At 63.8% G+C, this 17,109-nt stretch carries 20 protein-coding genes; 11 read left to right on the top strand and 9 right to left on the bottom strand.

Translation table 11 applies throughout. The features are described from left to right. Positions 1 to 150: 150 nt before the first annotated feature. From J9893_RS15655 to J9893_RS15610, 10 genes are all read left to right on the top strand, one after another. Positions 151 to 1,362 (top strand): threonine synthase, encoded by a 1,212-nt coding sequence (locus tag J9893_RS15655; protein WP_143237080.1) that lies wholly within the window; start codon positions 151 to 153, stop codon positions 1,360 to 1,362. Then, a complete protein-coding gene (locus J9893_RS15650) occupies positions 1,359 to 2,024 on the top strand; it encodes an amino acid ABC transporter permease (RefSeq protein ID WP_210599757.1) in 666 nt (221 codons plus the stop codon). Before J9893_RS15655 ends, J9893_RS15650 begins: the two co-directional genes overlap by 4 nt. 192 nt (positions 2,025 to 2,216) lie before the next feature. After that, on the top strand, positions 2,217 to 2,879 hold the full coding sequence (locus J9893_RS15645; RefSeq protein ID WP_128344898.1) for an amino acid ABC transporter permease: 663 nt from the start codon (positions 2,217 to 2,219) through the stop codon (positions 2,877 to 2,879). Then, positions 2,876 to 3,637 carry an amino acid ABC transporter ATP-binding protein gene (locus J9893_RS15640; protein ID WP_143237078.1) on the top strand — a complete coding sequence of 254 codons (762 nt, stop codon included), beginning with the start codon at positions 2,876 to 2,878 and terminating at the stop codon, positions 3,635 to 3,637. The genes J9893_RS15645 and J9893_RS15640 overlap by 4 nt, the downstream gene beginning before the upstream one ends. Next, positions 3,634 to 4,470, top strand: coding sequence for a transporter substrate-binding domain-containing protein (locus tag J9893_RS15635; protein ID WP_128272725.1), 837 nt, complete (start codon positions 3,634 to 3,636; stop codon positions 4,468 to 4,470). The genes J9893_RS15640 and J9893_RS15635 overlap by 4 nt, the downstream gene beginning before the upstream one ends. A 220-nt stretch (positions 4,471 to 4,690) precedes the next feature. Beyond that, a complete protein-coding gene (locus J9893_RS15630) occupies positions 4,691 to 5,950 on the top strand; it encodes an MgtC/SapB family protein (protein WP_143237076.1) in 1,260 nt (419 codons plus the stop codon). Positions 5,951 to 6,067: 117 nt separating this feature from the next. After that, the gene (locus J9893_RS15625; protein ID WP_143237075.1) at positions 6,068 to 6,658 is read left to right on the top strand and encodes a sugar O-acetyltransferase; all 591 of its coding nucleotides are present in this window, start codon (positions 6,068 to 6,070) and stop codon (positions 6,656 to 6,658) included. Then, entirely contained in the window at positions 6,655 to 6,993 is a 339-nt protein-coding gene (locus tag J9893_RS15620) for a DUF1294 domain-containing protein (protein WP_041211693.1), read from the top strand. Before J9893_RS15625 ends, J9893_RS15620 begins: the two co-directional genes overlap by 4 nt. 94 nt (positions 6,994 to 7,087) lie before the next feature. Then, positions 7,088 to 7,300, top strand: a complete 213-nt coding sequence (locus tag J9893_RS15615; RefSeq protein WP_043154852.1) for a hypothetical protein — start codon at positions 7,088 to 7,090, stop codon at positions 7,298 to 7,300. 200 nt (positions 7,301 to 7,500) lie between these two features. Then, positions 7,501 to 7,962 carry a hypothetical protein gene (locus J9893_RS15610; protein ID WP_045522239.1) on the top strand — a complete coding sequence of 154 codons (462 nt, stop codon included), beginning with the start codon at positions 7,501 to 7,503 and terminating at the stop codon, positions 7,960 to 7,962. A 73-nt stretch (positions 7,963 to 8,035) separates the two neighbouring features. On the opposite strand, the gene J9893_RS15605 is transcribed toward J9893_RS15610, so the two are convergent. The 4 genes from J9893_RS15605 to J9893_RS15590 form a co-directional block, all read right to left on the bottom strand. Continuing rightward, positions 8,036 to 8,671: an FMN-binding negative transcriptional regulator gene (locus J9893_RS15605; RefSeq protein WP_210599758.1), complete on the bottom strand. Its 636-nt coding sequence runs from the start codon at positions 8,669 to 8,671 to the stop codon at positions 8,036 to 8,038. A gap of 235 nt (positions 8,672 to 8,906) precedes the next feature. After that, positions 8,907 to 9,431: a DUF4865 family protein gene (locus J9893_RS15600; protein WP_210599759.1), complete on the bottom strand. Its 525-nt coding sequence runs from the start codon at positions 9,429 to 9,431 to the stop codon at positions 8,907 to 8,909. Next, complete coding sequence (locus J9893_RS15595) at positions 9,428 to 9,820, bottom strand: tautomerase family protein (RefSeq protein WP_210599760.1); 393 nt, start codon at positions 9,818 to 9,820, stop codon at positions 9,428 to 9,430. Before J9893_RS15595 ends, J9893_RS15600 begins: the two co-directional genes overlap by 4 nt. Beyond that, positions 9,811 to 10,137: a carboxymuconolactone decarboxylase family protein gene (locus J9893_RS15590; RefSeq protein WP_045522042.1), complete on the bottom strand. Its 327-nt coding sequence runs from the start codon at positions 10,135 to 10,137 to the stop codon at positions 9,811 to 9,813. Before J9893_RS15590 ends, J9893_RS15595 begins: the two co-directional genes overlap by 10 nt. 96 nt (positions 10,138 to 10,233) lie before the next feature. Here J9893_RS15590 and J9893_RS15585 point away from each other — a divergent pair, with 96 nt between their 5' ends. Continuing rightward, positions 10,234 to 11,127, top strand: coding sequence for a LysR substrate-binding domain-containing protein (locus J9893_RS15585; RefSeq protein WP_210599761.1), 894 nt, complete (start codon positions 10,234 to 10,236; stop codon positions 11,125 to 11,127). A 106-nt stretch (positions 11,128 to 11,233) separates the two neighbouring features. Here J9893_RS15585 and argH read toward each other — a convergent pair whose 3' ends face one another. The 5 genes from argH to argC form a co-directional block, all read right to left on the bottom strand. Continuing rightward, positions 11,234 to 12,619: an argininosuccinate lyase gene (gene argH / locus J9893_RS15580; protein ID WP_210599762.1), complete on the bottom strand. Its 1,386-nt coding sequence runs from the start codon at positions 12,617 to 12,619 to the stop codon at positions 11,234 to 11,236. Between the two features lie 202 nt (positions 12,620 to 12,821). After that, the gene (locus tag J9893_RS15575) at positions 12,822 to 14,057 is read right to left on the bottom strand and encodes an argininosuccinate synthase (RefSeq protein WP_010675687.1); all 1,236 of its coding nucleotides are present in this window, start codon (positions 14,055 to 14,057) and stop codon (positions 12,822 to 12,824) included. Positions 14,058 to 14,113: 56 nt separating this feature from the next. Next, positions 14,114 to 15,031, bottom strand: a complete 918-nt coding sequence (locus J9893_RS15570) for an ornithine carbamoyltransferase (RefSeq protein WP_010675688.1) — start codon at positions 15,029 to 15,031, stop codon at positions 14,114 to 14,116. 24 nt (positions 15,032 to 15,055) lie between these two features. Continuing rightward, on the bottom strand, positions 15,056 to 15,835 hold the full coding sequence (gene argB, locus J9893_RS15565) for an acetylglutamate kinase (protein WP_010675689.1): 780 nt from the start codon (positions 15,833 to 15,835) through the stop codon (positions 15,056 to 15,058). A 23-nt stretch (positions 15,836 to 15,858) separates the two neighbouring features. Then, positions 15,859 to 16,866: an N-acetyl-gamma-glutamyl-phosphate reductase gene (gene argC, locus J9893_RS15560; RefSeq protein ID WP_010675690.1), complete on the bottom strand. Its 1,008-nt coding sequence runs from the start codon at positions 16,864 to 16,866 to the stop codon at positions 15,859 to 15,861. Positions 16,867 to 17,109: the final 243 nt, after the last annotated feature.

The following is a 17,109-nucleotide window of genomic DNA, read 5'->3' as shown; positions in this document are numbered from 1 at the left end:
CCCGACCGGTGGCAGAGGGTGGTCCGCCGACACGGGGGATCCATATGAACTTTTTCGCTTAAGTTTGCCGCTTTATTTTGTTTGTTATCCGGCCCTTTGGTCACAGGATGGAATAAGACACCAGCCAACGTGAGCCATTCAGGATAAAGCATGCCGTACAGCTACCTATCACATCTGCGTTGCAGCAAGACCGGCGAGATAGTGGATGCCGATCAGCCCCAGCAGTTGAGCCCGGTCGGTGCCCCCTTGCTGGCCAGCTACGACCTCGAGGCCCTGAAACAGGCCTGGCACCCGGCCGCTCTGCTGGGCCGCCCCGCCAGCCTGTGGCGCTACCACGAGCTGCTGCCGGTGCGCGACCCCGCCCAGGTGATCACCCTGGGGGAAGGCTTCACCCCGCTGTTGCCCCTGCCCGCTTTCGGCAAGCAGATCGGCATTCCGGATCTCTGGATGAAGGATGAGAGCATCATCCCCACCGGTTCTTTCAAGGCCCGCGGCGCCGCGGTCGGCGTCTCCCGCGCCCGGGAACTCGGCGTCACCCACTTCGCCATGCCCACCAACGGCAATGCCGGGGCCGCCTGGGCGCTTTACGGCGCCCGCGCCGGCTTGCGCAGCACCATAGTCATGCCCCAGGCGGCCCCCGCCATCACAAGACTGGAGACCTCGCTGGCCGGTGCCCGCCTCTATCTGGTGGATGGCCTCATCAGCGACGCCGGTCGCCAGGTGGCCGAGACGGTGGCCGAGCAGGGGCTGTTCGATGCCTCCACCCTCAAGGAGCCCTATCGCATCGAGGGCAAGAAGACCATGGGGCTGGAGATCGCCGAGCAGCTCGGCTGGACCCTGCCGGACGTCATCCTCTACCCCACCGGCGGCGGAGTCGGTCTCATCGGCATCTACAAGGCGCTGCGGGAGTTGCAGGAGCTGGGCTGGGTCAAGGGGCCACTGCCGCGACTGGTGGCGGTGCAGGCAAGCGGCTGCGCCCCCATCGTCCAGGCCTGGCAGCAGGGGGAGCGCGAATCGCGCTTCTGGCCCGATTCCCAGACCCTCGCCTTTGGCATCAACGTGCCCAAGGCGCTGGGGGACTTTCTGGTGCTGGACGCCCTCTATCGCACCGAGGGGTGCGCCATCGCGGTGGACGATAGCGCCATCCAGCGCGAGATCCGCCAGCTCGCCGCGCGCGAAGGCAGCTTCGTCTGCCCGGAAGGGGCGGCCGCCTTCGCCGCCGCCCGCCAGCTGCGGGAAGCGGGCTGGATACAGGGGGGCGAGCGGGTGGTGGTGCTCAACACCGGCGCCGGCATCAAGTACCCTGACGCCATCACGGTCGTGCCCCAGCGGCTGCGCCGCGACGGGAGGATCCCGGCATGAGCTTCGACTGGTCCTTTGTTCTCACCACCCTGCCGGCGTTCGGCCAATCGGTCTGGGTCACCTTGCAGCTCGGCGCCATCGTGATCCTCACCTCGCTCGTCGTGGCGCTGCTCAATGTGACGCTGCTGAGCCTGCACAAGCCCTGGCTGAACGGGGTGATCCGCGCCTATGTGGAGCTGGCCCGCAACACGCCGCTCTTGATCCAGCTGTTCTTTCTCTACTTCGGGCTGCCGGCGCTCGGCATCTCGCTCTCCGGCTTTGCCACGGCAGTGATCGCCATGACCTTCCTCGGTGGCGGTTACCTCACCGAGGCGCTGCGGGCAGGCGTTCAGGCAATCCCCCCCAGCCAGCTGGAAGCGGGCCGGGCCATCGGCCTCTCCCGCTGGCAGCTGCTGCGCCACGTCCAGCTGCCCCAGGCCTGGCTCGCCAGCCTGCCGGCGCTGTTTGCCAACTTCATCTTTCTGCTCAAAGAGACCACGGTGGCCTCGGCAGTGGCGGTGCCGGAGCTGCTCTACACCACCAGGAACTACATCGCCCTCTACTACAAGACCTACGAGATGCTGGCGGTGCTGACCTTGATGTGCGTGCTGATCTTTCTGCCGCTCTCCCTTGCCCTGCGCGTCGTTGAAAGGAGGCTGCAACATGGTCAGTTCGGTCATTGAGCAACTGATGCAGACACCTATTGTCCTGCTGCCACCCTCACTCGCCACCCATGCAGAGGAAAGGAGGGATCAATATGGTCAGTTCGGTCACTGAATCGCTGATGCAGGCGAGGATCCCGATGTGGGCACTTATCTTCCTGCAGCTGCAGCCGCCGTCACTCGCCACCCATACACAAGAAAGGAGGGATCACTATGGCCAGTCCGGTCACTGAGCAGCTGACGCAGGCGCTGCCGCTGCTGGCGGTGGGCGCGGGTCAGACCCTCGCCATATCGCTGCTCGCCATCCTGTTCGCGACCCTGGGTGGTCTGGGTTACGGCGTGCTGGCCCAGCAGGGCGGCCGCCTGACTCAAGGGGTGCTGCGGCTGTATCTGGAGCTGTTTCGGGTGGTGCCCGTGCTGGTCTGGCTCTACCTCTTCTTCTTCGGGCTGCCGATCTTCTTTGGCCTGGACATCCCGGCCTTCTGGTGCGCCGTGCTGGTGCTGGCCCTCTGGGGCGCCAGCGAGGTGGGGGAGGTGGTGCGCGGCGGCCTCAACTCCCTCGCCCGCGGCCAGCAGGAGGCTGGCCTGGCGCTCGGGCTCTCCCGCTGGCAGCTCTATCGCCACGTGCTGCTGCCCCAGGCGCTGCAACGGCTGACGCCGCCCACCATCAACATCTACACCCGCATCATCAAGACCAGCTCGCTGGCGGTGCTGATCGGGGTGGTGGAGGTGATCAAGGTGGGCCAGCAGATCATCGAGCGCACCTATGGCTCGCTGCTTATCTACGGTCTGCTGTTCCTGTTCTTTTTTCTGGTCTGCTATCCGCTCTCGCTCGCCTCGCGCCGGCTGGAGCAACAATGGGGTAATGCGGTATGACACCTCTGCTTGAGCTCAATGCTGTCAGCAAACAATTCGGCCAACACCGGGTACTGGATGAGGTCAGCCTCACGGTGAACCCAGGGGAAGTGATCGTCATCCTGGGGCCGAGCGGCTGCGGCAAGAGCACCTTGCTGCGCACCCTCAACGGGCTCGAACCCATTCAGGGGGGCGACATTCGCTTCGACGGAGAGTTGCTGGATGCCAACACCGACTGGCAGCGGCTTCGCCAGCGCATCGGCATGGTGTTCCAGAGCTATCACCTCTTCCCCAACCTGACGGTGCTGGAGAACGTGCTGCTCGGCCCTGTGCAGGTGCAGAAGCGGGAGCGAGCCGAGGCCCTGCTGCAAGCGGAACAGCTGCTGACCCGCATCGGCCTGTGGGAGCGGCGCCATGACTATCCGCGCCAGCTCTCCGGCGGCCAGCAGCAGCGCATCGCCATCGTGCGGGCCCTGTGCATGAACCCCCAGGTGATGCTGTTTGACGAGGTGACCGCAGCGCTGGATCCCGAGATGGTGCAGGAGGTGCTGGAGGTGATCCGGGATCTCGCCGGCAGCGGCATGACCCTGCTCATCGTCACCCACGAGCTGGCGTTCGCCCAGGCGGTGGCGGATCGCATCGTCTTCATGGACGGCGGCCACATCCTGGAGCAGGCCGCCCCCCATCAATTTTTCGACAATCCCAGGAGCCAGCGTGCCCGCCAGTTCCTCGCCAAGTTTTCTTATACAACTGTCAGCAAACGAAAGGAGTCAGCATGAAGATAATTACCTCGGTCCTGTTTAGCGCCCTCATCGGCCTGGGCCTCGCCAGCGGCGCCGCCCAGGCAGAAGACGGTTCCCTCGCCAAGATCAAGGCGCGGGACAAGCTCATCGTCGGCGTCTTCACCGACAAGCCGCCGTTTGGCTATGTGGACGAGAAGGGCAACTACGTCGGCTTTGACACCGATCTCGGCCGCCGCTTCGCCAAGGATCTGCTGGGGGACGAGAACAAGGTCGAGTTCGTGGCGGTGGAGCCCGCCAGTCGCATCCCCTTCCTGCAGAGCGACAAGGTGGATCTCATCCTCGCCAACATGACGGTGACCCCGGAGCGGCGGCAGGTGGTGGACTTCACCAACCCGAACCTCAAGGTCGCGGTGCAGGTGCTGGTGCCGGAAGGCAGCGACGCCAAGAAGCTCGACGATCTGGCCGGCAAGCGGCTTATCGTCACCACCGGCACCACGGCCGACATCTGGCTGACCCGCAACCACCCGGAGTGGAAGGTGCTCAAGTTCGAGAAGAACACCGAATCCCTGCAGGCCCTGGCCCAGGGCCGCGGCGACGCCTACGCCCAGGACAACCTGGTGTTGTTCAGCTGGGCCAAGGAGAACCCGGGCTATCGGGTGCTGCCCGAGAAGCTGGGCTCGGAAGACCCCATCGCCCCGGCGGTGAAGAAGGGCAATATCGAGCTGCGTGACTGGGTCAACGACCGTCTCGCCAAGCTGGGGGAAGAGAAGTACCTGCTCAAACTCTACGACCAGTATGTGCGCGACAAGCTTAGCGCCGATACCGATCCCAACGACGTGATAGTGGAAGGAGGCAAGTGGCAGGGTTGAGCCCTGCCCCCACAGCAGTGCTGAGTGTGAAGTGTGTGATCTTTGGTTCCGTTGGTCTGCAAACCGCAAGGTTTGACCTTTCCAGGCGCCCCCTCCAGGTGGCGCCTTTTTTTTGTTTGCAAGGCCCCGGCAGGCGGGACACCCGCTCTGTGGGCCAGCTCCCCCTGCCCCGGGATGCCCTGTGCCATCCTCACTGAAACGGCAGCGGGAGGAGAAACCCATGTGGATAGAGGCCGAGCCCGTCTACGGCGCCCTGGTGTCCCTGGCCATCGGGCTCATCATCGGGCTGGAGCGGGGCTGGCAGGTGCGCCAGCTCGGAGACAACCAGCGCATCGCCGGGATGCGCACCTATGGCCTCATCGGTCTGCTCGGCGGGGTCTGCGCCCTGCTGCTGCCCACCCTGGGGCCCTGGCTGGCTCTGCTCGGTCTGCTGACCGTGGTGACGGGGTGCGGCCTCTCGGTCTGGCTGGCCCAGCGCTGGCAGGGGGAGTTCGGCCTCACCAGCTCGGTGGCCATGGTGCTCACCTACCTGCTGGGGCTGATGTCGGTGCTGCAGAGCCCGAGCGAGGCGGTGGCCTGCGCCGTGCTGGCGGCCCTCCTGATGGGGCTCAAGGGCAAGATCCAGCAGGGGATGCTGTTCTTGAGCGAACTGGAATTTCACGCCACCCTGCGCTTTCTGCTCATCTCCCTGGTGCTGCTGCCTGTGCTCCCCGATGCCGAGATGGGTCCCCTCAATGCCTTCAATCCCTTCAAGATCTGGCTCATGGTGGTGGTGATTGCCGGCATCTCGTTCTGTGGTCACTTTGCGGTGCGCCTGCTCGGCACCCGCTCCGGACTGGTGCTCACCAGCATGCTGGCGGGGCTCGCCTCCTCCACCGCCCTCACCCTGCAATTTGCCCGCCTCAACAAGGAGCAGGGAGGGCTGGAGCGGCTGCTGGCCACCGGCATCCTGCTGGCGGGGGCCACCATGTGGCTCAGGCTGCTGACACTGGTGCTGATCATCCACGGAGAGCTGGCGCTGCGTCTGGCCGCCCCCCTGCTGCTGCTGGCAGCCATCGTCTACGGCTTTGCCTTCTGGTTCTGGCGCCAGCGGGAAGAGATGCCGGACGGCCCGGTACAGCCCGAAACCCGCAACCCGCTGGATCTCGCCACCGCCATCAAGTTCGGCCTGCTGCTCGCCCTCATCGGCTTCATGGCCACCCTGCTGCAAAGCAAGGTGGGCAACTCCGGGGTCTATCTGCTGTCGCTGGTCTCCGGCATCACGGACGTGGACGCCATCACCCTCTCCCTCTCCCAGCTCGCCCAGAAGGAGCTGGCCCTGGAGGTGGCGGCCAGGGGCATACTGCTCGCCGGGCTGGTCAACTCCCTGGTGAAAGGGGTGCTGGCACTGGTGATTGGCGGACGCAGCCTGGGGCGGCGGGTCTTGCTCCCCTACCTCGTCTCCATCCTGCTCATCCTGCCCCTTGTCCTGATGACGTGATGACGTGATGACAGGATGACAGGATGACGGGGATCACCTGACGGGCCCGGCACTCACTCTGACACCCTTTCCCCTTGTCGCGTATACTGCCCCCTCTTGCAGCAGGAGGAGATGACCATGGCAAGCGACTGGGACAAGGTACTGGCGGGGGGCGCCCTGGACAGCCAGAGCGAGGAGATAGCGAACGACCGCATTCGCGGCCAGACGCTGCTGAGCCGACTCAACGCCTCACCGGCGGGGGATCACGTCCTGCGCCAGCAGATCTGCCGCGACCTCTTCGCCCACTGTCCCGACTCCTGCTGGATCAGTACCCCCTTCACCTGCGAATTCGGCCGCAACATCCACATCGGCGAGAAGACCTTCTTCAACTTCAACGTCACCATACTCGACGTAGGCGAGGTGCATATCGGCAACCATGTGCTGCTGGCCCCCAACGTGCAGATCTACACCGCCACCCACACCATGGACTATCTGGAGCGACGCAACTGGACCGCCTACAACAAGCCGGTGCGGATCGGCGATGACTGCTGGATTGGCGGCGGGGCCATCATCTGCCCAGGCGTCACCATAGGGCCCCGCTCCATCATAGGGGCTGGCGCCGTGGTGACCCGGGACATCCCGGCGGACTCCCTGGCGGTGGGCAATCCGGCCCGGGTGATCCGCACGCTACACCCGGGCGAGACCCGGGATCCGGCGTGCCTGTCATGATGGCCCTTGCCCTGCTGCCTTTGGGTTGGGCAGGCTGGCTCGGCGCGCGGGACGCCAACTGGTGGCCGCTGGCCCTGATCCTGCTGATGAGCCTGCTGACCCTGGCTGCCTACGCCTGGGACAAGCGCCAGGCCATTCGTGGCGGCTGGCGCGTGCCCGAGGCCCGCCTGCACCTGCTTGAGCTGTGCGGCGGCTGGCCCGGCGCCCTGGTCGCCCGCCAGTGGCTGCGCCACAAGACCCAGAAAGGGAGCTACCGCCTGCGGTTCTGGGCCATCGTCTGGGGGCAGTTGCTGCTGCTCGGGATCTGGCTCGGCTGGCCGCTCTGGCCGCTCTGAACAACCAAGCGGGCATTGCCGCCCAAGGTCGGGTATGAGACAACGACAGCGCGGGAGACAGATCCTCTCGTTCAAATCTTGAAAGGAGTCATTCATGACCATGTGGACAGGTATCGTTCTGATCGTCTTTATCAGCGTGTCGTTCAGCTATCTCACCAAGCGCGCCCGCTACCAGATGGGGGATGCCCGCATTACCGACCGTCTCGGCAAGCAGGACATGATCATCAAGGAGTTGCAGGAGCGCATCGCCAATCTGGAGGCCATCGTCATCGAGGAGGAGAAGCGCCGCCCGTTCAAGGATCTCTGATCCGGCAAGCCGGGTGGCAAACCAACCAGCCCCCGGGCTGCAAGGGTTTGCCGCCGCCCCCGTTCGCACCCGCTCGCCCTCTGCCTGGCAAAAACGAAATTCACAGCAGGATCAATCCCCTGCCATTTTTCGGCTGAATGATCGCCAAGCTGGCCCGTTCCCTGCTCCGTCATGACATCAGTCGTACGGAGAGTGACATCATGATCGCCATCGGCACCCTGCTTCCCCTCGCCTCCCTTGCCATCAAGCTCGGCAGCAAGCTGCTGGGCGACGGCACGCCGCCCGCCCAGACCGAGCCTGCCGTGCAGGAAGAGCACCTTGCCCCCACGGTGCAGAGCCTGTTCCAGCGCCTTGGCATCCAGGAGGCTGACAGCGAGCAGAACCGCCCTGCCATCAACCACTTCATGGGGGCGCTGATGCAGACCCTGGGCCAGGAATCCTCGGGCCAGTCGCTGCCCCAGGCCATCGATGCCGCCCGCATCCAGTTGGCAGACGGCACCCAGAGCACCCGCCTCGACGCGCTGCAGAGCGAGCTCGACACCCTCAAAGGCTCCCTTGGCAACAGCGACCTCAACCTCGATCAGCTGCTCTACGCCTTCAAGCAAACCCTGCCCAATGGCAAGGGGGAAGGTGTCGGCAAACTGCTCAATGCCAGCGCGTGAACGGGAGTGGAACCATGAAAAACGGCAACCTAGAGGTTGCCGTTTTTGTCGGGCCGGATCCCATGATGCCACGCTAGGGTAGTGAGGAAGGTGGACTCAGCATCGCCTCTGCCAGCGTGCTCTGCCCGCGCTCCTGCAGGGCATTGGCCGCTCCCAGGCGATCCGCCGCCTCTTTGTTCTGACCCAGCTTGAACTTGCCGACCAGCCGCTCAATCTCGATCTCTATGCCCACCACGGCCTGCACCATGGTCTCGAGATAGTCTCTCGGTGCATCCGCCATCTTCCAGGGAATGGACTCTCCCGCCTCGTGGGTACGGGTCAGGGTCGCGAGCAGGCGACGCACGAAGCGGGCATCGTCCCTCACCCGGATACGGCCATGGGCGTGCACCACGGCATAGTTCCAGGTGGGCACCTGCTGGTGATGCACCTGCTTGCCCGGATACCAGCTGGGAGAGATATAACCCTCGGCGGCGCGGAAGATCACCAGCACCTCGTCGCCCTCTTTCACCTCCTGCCAAAGCGGGTTGTTGCGGGCCACATGGGCCCGCAGCACACCGTGGGCCCCCTGCTCCCCATCGAACTCGAACGGCAGGTGGTTGGCATCCAGCCCCCCTTCACCACAGGTGATCAGGGCCCCCAGGGGGTGCGCCTGCATCAGCTGGTGCAGCGCCTCGGGGTCGGTAACGGCGAAATGGGGTGGCAGGTACATGGGAACTCCTTGATCCGGTTGACGCGTCCATACGCATTGCAGCGGGATCATGCCCTGCCCGGCGCGGGCCGTCACCCTGAATGTGTCCCACTGAGCCAGTTCATTGCTGCAGGTGGCCGCAATGCCACATCATCATCCACAAGCGCGATATAACACCCTATGTTCACGATGCGAATATCACTTTCACAGCCCAAATGAATGAAAAAAAAACATCAATGACAAAGATAATTCCGCTTTACACCCCGACCCCCTTCGCCAAATAGCCGATACGGTAGATCTCGCCCCCGGCAGGCAAGGGCGATGAGGGGGACGGGAGAAAATCCGCCTCCAGCCATTCCCATCGGGTGAGATCCCAGCCGCTCACCATGGCCTCGCCGTGCAGGTCGGCCAGCTGGTCGTGGGAAGCGACCTTGGTGCGCCGCAGCCTGGCCATGCAAGCCCCGTCGAGGGAGGCCGGATCCGGCGCCCGCAGCAGATGCCAGGTCTCGATGCGGGGCCAGCCGAAATGCCGGGTGAGCGCCGCGAATCCCTCGCTTGCCAGGAATCGGTGCATCGCCTCGGCGCTGTGCCACACATAGAAGGGGGCATAGCGGTTCTCCTGCCCCGGCAGGGCCCCATCGTCCTGACGGCTGTAGAGATAGGCCTTGAACAACAGACCGGGAAAGCCGTCCAGTCTGGCGCCATTGCTGGCGATCCGCTGCTCGATCAGCGCCATGTCGTAGTCTGCGGGCAGGGTGAATCGGTAGTGCATGGCGATCATGAGGCCACCTCCTGTCTGAACATCCGGCCCTGGCCGAAACTCCACGCCGCGGCATCGGTCTGCTGGATCACCACCATGAGGTTGTCGGGGTGGATCCCAAGCTCGGCCTCAAGGCGCTCGGCGAGACGTGCATACAGCCGCTCCCTGGTCGCGGTGCTGCGCACCTTGCCCGCCAGGATCTGGAAGAGGATGAAACCCTGGTCCCGGCGGCCGGTCTGGTAGTGGGGGTCATAGATGAGCGCACTGGCAGGCAAGATCTCGAGGATCTGGAATTTATCCTCCAGCGGCACCTCGAACACCTCCACCAGGGTCTGGTGGTAGAGGGCGCTGAGTTGCTGCAGGTGTGCGTCGCTCATCCCCTCGCACAGGGTGATGCGGGTCAGCGGCATGGGGTCACCTCCTCGCGGGGGGGCAGATAACCCACGGCTGTCACTGCGGCGGGCAAACCGGCGTAGAAGGCAAGATGGGTGAACAGCTCTTCCAGCTCATCCCGGGACAGGCCGTTTTGCCGGGCGAATGCAATATGCCAGGGTAGTTGTTGCACCCGGCCCAGTGACGCCAGGATGGCCAGGGTGATCAGGCTGCGCTCGCGTGCCGAGAGGGTGGGGCGTTGCCAGATATCGCCAAACAGCGTCTCTTCCGCCAGTCGGGCGAGTCGGGGGGCAAGCTGCGCCAGGGCGGCGCGATCGGGAACATCAGGTGTCATGGCAATCTCCTTGGTAGATGAAGCCACTCTCCCTCACTGCTACAATTTAAAAAATCGAAATATTCAAGACCAATCATCCCGATTATAAGGATAGTTATGTCACCCCTTCCCCCCAGCCTGGATCTCGATGCCCTGCGCAGCTATGTGCTGGGGCTGGAGTGCGGCAGCTTTGCGCTAGCGGCTCAGCGGCTGTACCGCTCCACCTCGGCGGTCAGCGCCCAGTTGAAAAAACTCGAACAGCAGTGCGGCACCGATCTGGTCATGAAGCAGGGACGTCACCTGGTGCCGACGGCCAGCGGTGAGCGCCTGCTGGGCTACGCCAGGCGGCTGCTAGCGCTCAATGACGAAGCCGTACTCGCCCTCAAAGGGGAACTGCTGCAAGGGGAGATCCGGCTCGGGGTGCAGGAGGACTTCGGCGAATCTTTGCTCCCCGCCGTGCTGGGGCCCCTCTGTAGCCAGCACCCGGCCCTGCACATGACAACCCGCATCGATCGCAACGGGGCTCTGGTGCAGGGGATCAGGGAGGGCACCCTCGACATGGCTCTCGCCTGGCAGCCACAGGGAGAGCGGGAGGATCTTCCCCTCATCGAGGTGGTGCAACTGGCCTGGATTGCCCACCCCGAGTGGGACCTCGCCCCTTTGCTCGCGCGCGGGGAGCCCCTGCCCCTGGTGCTCTTCGATGCCCCCTGCCTGATGCGGGCGCGGGCCATCCGCGCCCTCGACGATGCCGGGATCCCCTGGCGGATCGCCTTCACCAGCCAGAGCCTGGGCGGGATCTGGGCCGCAGTGCAGGCCGGGCTCGGGATCACGGTGCGTTCCCCCATCGGCATGCCGGCCAGTCTCGCCCCCCTCGGCGGCGTGCTGCCCTCACCGGGCACCCTGGGGGTGGTGCTGCTCACTGCCAGCCATGAAACCGACGAGGCCAGGAGCCAGTTGCAACGACTGCTCACGGACGCCGTGCATCAGGCCAGCGCCGGACACAGGGGCTGAACAGCGCCTGGTCAACGCGCCCCACGGCGCCGAGGCGTACCCATAAAAAAACGGCAACCCTGGGGTTGCCGTTCTGCCTTCTTGTTCCCATGGCGAGCCGCTTGGCTTAACCCGCCCGTTTGGCCAGCCAGGCCTCGGCGGCGGTGAGGGCTGCCTCTATCTGCTCGCGAGCGACGCCTCCCTTGGCAACCCGCTTGGCCAGGGTCGCTTCCAGCTCCAGGTTCCGGTAGACATCCTCCCCCACCACGGGGCTGAAGCGCTGGAATTCGGGGAGGGAGAGCTCTTCCAGGGGCTTTTTCACCTGGATCGCATAGACCACGGTCTCGCCGACGATATGGTGAGCCTCGCGGAACGGGATGCCCTTGGCCACCAGATAGTCCGCCAGCTCGGTGGCGTTGGCATAGCCGCCCTGGGCCGCCGCCTTGGTCCGCTCGCCATTGACCTTCAGATCGATCAGCACCAGCGCCGCCATATCGAGGCAGTCGTGCCAGGTGTCGAGGGCGTCGAACAATCCTTCCTTGTCTTCCTGCATGTCCTTGTTATAGGCCAGCGGCAACGCCTTGAGGCTCATCAACATACCCATCTGGGCGCCGACCACCCGGCCGGTCTTGCCACGAATGAGCTCCAGCGCGTCCGGGTTCTTCTTTTGGGGCATCAGGGACGAGCCGGAGGTGACGGCGTCAGACAGCTCTACAAAGCCCGCCTCGCCGGTGTTGTAGAAGATGAGATCTTCGGCAAAGCGCGACAGGTGGGTCATGGACAGCGACGCGACATGCATTAGCTCCACCACGTGATCCCGATCGGAGACCGAATCCAGGCTGTTGCGGGTGGCACCGCTAAAGCCCATGTCGAGCGCCAAGGCTTCGCGGTCGATGGCATAGGCGGTGCCTGCCAGGGCACCGCAGCCGAGGGGGCTGGTGTCGAGGCGCTTGAGGGCATCCTGCAGACGGGAATGGTCCCGCTCCAGCATCTCCACATAGGCCAGGGCCCAGTGGGCGTAAGTGACCGGCTGGGCACGCTGCAGGTGGGTGTAACCCGGCAGTACCGCGGCCTGGTTGGCACGGGCGGAGGCCACCAGCCCCTGTTGCAGGGCGGTGATGGAGCCGAGCAGCAGCTCGCCCTGTGCCTTGCACCAGAGTTTGAGGTCAGTGGCGACCTGATCGTTGCGCGAGCGACCGGTGTGCAGCTTCTTGCCAAGGGCGCCGACGGCGTCGATGAGCTGGCTCTCGACCCAGGAGTGGATGTCTTCGGCGTCCGAGTTCAGGATCTGCTGGGGATCCTGCTGCACGGAGGCGAGCAGTACCTCCATCGCCTGCTGCAACTGAGCCTGCTCACCCTCGGTCAACACCCCCACCTTGACCAGCGCTTTGGCCCAGGCCATGGAGCCTTGAATATCCTGCTCCGCCAGACGGTAGTCGAACCGCAGCGAATCGTTGAACTGCTTGAACCGGCTATCGGCTCCCTGACTGAAGCGTCCACCCCAAAGTGCCATACTGCTCTCCTTGAATGCGTTGTCGGCGGCGCCTTGCGCCGTCGAACTTGAAATCTTGCCCTGTTTTTCTGCGAGCCTGTTATCTCACAGAAGCGGCCAGGGCGCAGCCGCTCTCGTCACACCCGATGAGGATGGCAAAGGGCCTCTCTGCCTGTAAAAGAGGGGGCCATGCCCCCTCGTATCAACGGGTGATAGCGCTTGCTTAGCCGTGGGTATGGTCGCCACCGATGGCTTGATGCTGCTCCTTCATGGCGCGGATCCGGCTCGCCAGGGTGTAGAGACGGATGAAGCCTTCGGCATGGCTCTGGTCGTACACTTCGTCGGCACCGAAGGTGGCGAAGTCTTCGGAGTAGAGGCTGTTCGGCGACTTCTTCTGCACCGCGGTGACCTGACCCTTGTACATCTTCAGCACCACTTCACCGTCGAGCTCCTCGGCGATGGCGTTGGCGGAGGCGACAATGGCCTTGCACAGCGGGGTGAACCAGCGACCGTCATACACCAGGTGGGAGAACTCGGCACCCAGCTTTTCCCGCCAGGCGCGGGTCGGTCTGTCCAGTACCAGCTCTTCCACGGCGCGCAGTGCGGCAACCATCACGGTACCACCCGGGGTCTCGTAGCAGCCACGGGACTTCATGCCCACCATCCGGTTCTCGGTGATGTCGATCCGGCCCACACCGTGCTTGCCGGCACGCTCGTTCAGAGTGGTCAGGATCTGGTGCGGGCTGAGCGGCTGGTCGTCAACGGCGACCACTTCGCCCTTGGCCACGGTCAGCTTGACGTATTCCGGCTCGTTCGGGGCATCCTCTGCAGAGACGGTCCACTGCCAGACGGCTTCGGACGGCTCGTTCCAGGTGCTCTCCAGCTCGCCACCCTCGGTGGAGATGTGCCAGGCGTTGGCGTCACGGCTATAGATCTTCTTCAGGGTCGCCTTGCAGGGGATGTTGCGGGCTTCCAGATAGGCCAGCAGATCTTCCCGGGAACGCATGTCCCACAACCGCCAGGGGGCGATCACTTTCAGCTGGGGCGCCAGAGCAGCCACCGCCCCTTCGAACCGCACCTGGTCGTTGCCCTTGCCGGTGCAACCGTGGGAGATGGCATCAGCCCCTTCCGCCAGGGCAGCCTCGACCATCGCCTTGGCGATCACCGGACGGGCCATGGAGGTACCCAGCAGGTAGGTGCCTTCATAGACGGCGCCGGTCTTCAGGGTCGGGTAGACATACTCTTTGACGAACTCTTCCCGCAGATCCTTGACGATGCACTTGACCGCGCCGGAGGCGATGGCCTTCTGCTCGATCCCTTCCAGATCGTCACGCTCCTGGCCCACGTCGGCGACGAAGGCGATGATTTCAGCGTCATAGTGCTCCTTCAGCCAGGGAATGATGGCCGAGGTATCCAGTCCGCCCGAGTAAGCCAGTACGATCTTGTTGATTCCGCTCATTTACTTCTCTCCGTGATGATTCGATAAAAAGGGGTGATTCCGGGTCGGTTGCCGGATTACTTCTGGCCCTGTCCGAACAGGGTCAGCAGCACGGCGTTCTGGATATGCATCCGGTTTTCTGCCTCATCCATGATGAGGGAGGCTGGGCCGTCCATGACCTCCGAGGTGATCTCCAGCTCCCGGTGGGCCGGCTGGCAGTGCAGCACGTGCTGGATGCCGGTCCGATCGAGCAGGGCCTGGTTGATCTGATAAGGCATGAAGATATCTTTTACCTGCTCCATTGGTGTGTTGTCACCCATGGAAACCCAGGTATCGGTATAAACCACGTCAAAGCCTTCGATATCCGCGACATCATCGCTGATATGTATGGTCGCGCCAGATTGAGCTGCCAGCGCCTGGGCTTGCAGGAAGATCTGGGTATCCGGGCCATGGCCTTTCGGGCAGACCAGGGTCACATCGGTACCGAGGGTCGCCCCCAGCAGCAGCAGGGAGTGGCTCACGTTGTTGCCATCGCCGAGATAGGCCAGCTTCACCTTGGACAGGTCGCTGTAGTGCTCGCTGATGGTCATGAAATCCGCCAGCCCCTGGCAGGGGTGGTAGAGGTTGCACAGGCTGTTGACCACAGGCACCGAGCCGAACTCGGCCAGCTCGACCAGAGTCTGGTGATCGAACACCCGGGCGACGATGGCGTCACACCAGCGGGACAGGTTGCTGGCGAAATCCTTCACCGACTCCCGCTTGCCGAGCGCCCCGTTCTGCTGATCCAGATAGACGCTGTGACCACCCAGTTTGGCGATGCCGATGTCGAAGGTGACCCGGGTGCGCAGGGAGGGCTTCTCGAACAGGGTGACCACGCTCTTGCCCGCCAGGGCCTGGCTGTATTTCTTCGGATCGGCCTTGACCGCCTTGCCAAGCGCCAGCAGCGCCTCGATCTGGGCCTTGCTTAAATCACTGTCTTTCAGAAGATGTTGCATCGGATTGTCCTTTCCCGGTGGAGATCAGAGGGTGACCTGGGTGCCAACAGCGCCGCCAGCCAGCAGCTTGAGCAGCTGATCCGGGTAGCGCCAGCTGGCGACACAGACCGGCTTGCCCAGGGTCTCTGCGGCGTGCAGGGCGGCTTTCACCTTGACGGCCATGCCGTCCGTGATAACGCCCTTCTCCATCAGGTCCAGCGCGCTCTGCTTGTCCAGTTGCGGCACCAGCTTGCCCTTGCCATCCAGAATGCCGCTCACATCCGACAGCATTACCAGATCGGCGCCCAGCGCTTCGGCGATGGCGGTGGCCGCCTGATCCGCATTGACGTTCATCATCTGTCCGTCGGCGGTGATGCCGATGGAGCTCACCACCGGCAGGAAGCCCTGCCCCAGGATGCCGGCCACCAGCGCCGGGTTGCCCGGTTTGCAGTCACCGACCGCACCGAGATCCGGATCGAGCTGGGTCACCTGGCACAGACCGCCGTCGGCGAGGCACAGACCCACAGCAGGAATGCCGGTGGAGATGGCCTTGGCCATCATCATCTTGTTGGCGGTCCCGGCCAGGGCACCGGCAATCACGGGGATCTGCTCGAACGGAGTCACCCGCAGGCCGTTCTTCTTGGTGGAGGTCATGCCCAGCCCCTTGAGCAGGTCGTCCACCAGGCAGCCACCACCGTGCACCAGCACCAGAGGACGGTGCTGATCATCCAGGAAGGTCTTCAGGGTGGCGAACAGGGCGGTCAGGGCCTCGTCGTTCTCGATCAGGGCACCACCCAACTTGATTACCAGCGTCTGCTTGTCCATCTTCTCGATCCTTTCTTAAAGCGTTAAATCAGGCCGGTGGCCGGTTCAAAACCAAACTTGATATTTATGCACTGCATGGCTTGCGAGGCGGCCCCCTTGAGCAGGTTGTCGATGGCAGAAACCACCACCAGCATGTTGCCCTGCTGCTGCCAGGCGATGTCGCAGTAGGGCGTGCTCGCCACGCCGCGGATGGAGGGCATCTGGCCGGTGAGGCGTACCAGCGGCTTGCCTTCGTAGGCCTTGAGGTAGGCCTGATCCACCTGGGTCGGCGTCACCCCTTCCGCCAGTTGCACATAGATGGTGGCCAGGATGCCCCGCACATAGTTGCCGAGGTGGGGCTGGAACAGCACCTCCTTGCCGAGGTGGTGGCTGATCTCCGGCTGGTGCCTGTGATTGAAGGTGCCGTAGGGATTGAGGCTCACTTCGCAGAAACTGGTGTTGATGGCGGCCTTGCGACCGGCCCCGGAGACGCCGGAAACCGCATTGATGATGGGCTGCCACCCCTGGGCAATCAGCCCGGCCTGTTGCAGCGGCTTGAGGGCGCACAGGGAGGCGGTCGGGTAGCATCCCGGCACGGCAATCAGCTGGGCGGCCTTGACGGCATCGGCATTCCACTCGGCCAGACCGTAGGCGGCCTGCTCCAGCCACTGCTCATTCTCGTGGGTGAAGCCGTAGAAGGAGGAGTAGAACTGCTGATCGTTGACCCGGAAGGCACCGGAGAGATCGAACACCGGCAACCCCTTGGCCAGGAACTTGGGCGCGAGTTCTGCACTCACCTCGTGAGCAGTGGCCAGCACCACCAGATCGGCCTGGGTCAGGATCCGGGTCATGCCGTCTTCGTCCAGGGGCAGCAGCGGCTGATCCAGCTTGCCCACCCACTGGGGATGCAGGGAAGAGAAGCGCTTGTGGGCGTCCTGGCTGCCGGCGGAAACATAGAGGCCGAACAGCTCGAGTTGTGGATGGTTCTGGACCAGAGCGGCCAGTTCGGCCCCCGCGTAGCCACTGGCACCGACGATAACGGTCTTAAGCATGTTTGAGTATTCCAAGTCTGGGTTCGAAATTCACAGCATGGTGCTGCGGTGCAAGGGGTCGGCTATCGCCCCTTTGATGCAACAAGTGCGGAGGGGCAATTCAGGCGGATATGCGTCGTCGGTTACAGATCAGGTGACAGAACATTAACTTTCCCTTACAACTAGAGGCCTTGTCGATGAGCACTCGAAAAGAATATTCATGCACTCACTTTGCATTTGTATTTTCTAACAGAAACACTCCGG

The sequence above is a fragment of the Aeromonas sp. MaB10011B genome (assembly GCF_017939325.1).
Lineage (GTDB): Bacteria > Pseudomonadota > Gammaproteobacteria > Enterobacterales > Aeromonadaceae > Aeromonas > Aeromonas caviae.
This window is presented reverse-complemented; position numbering and strand designations above follow the sequence as displayed.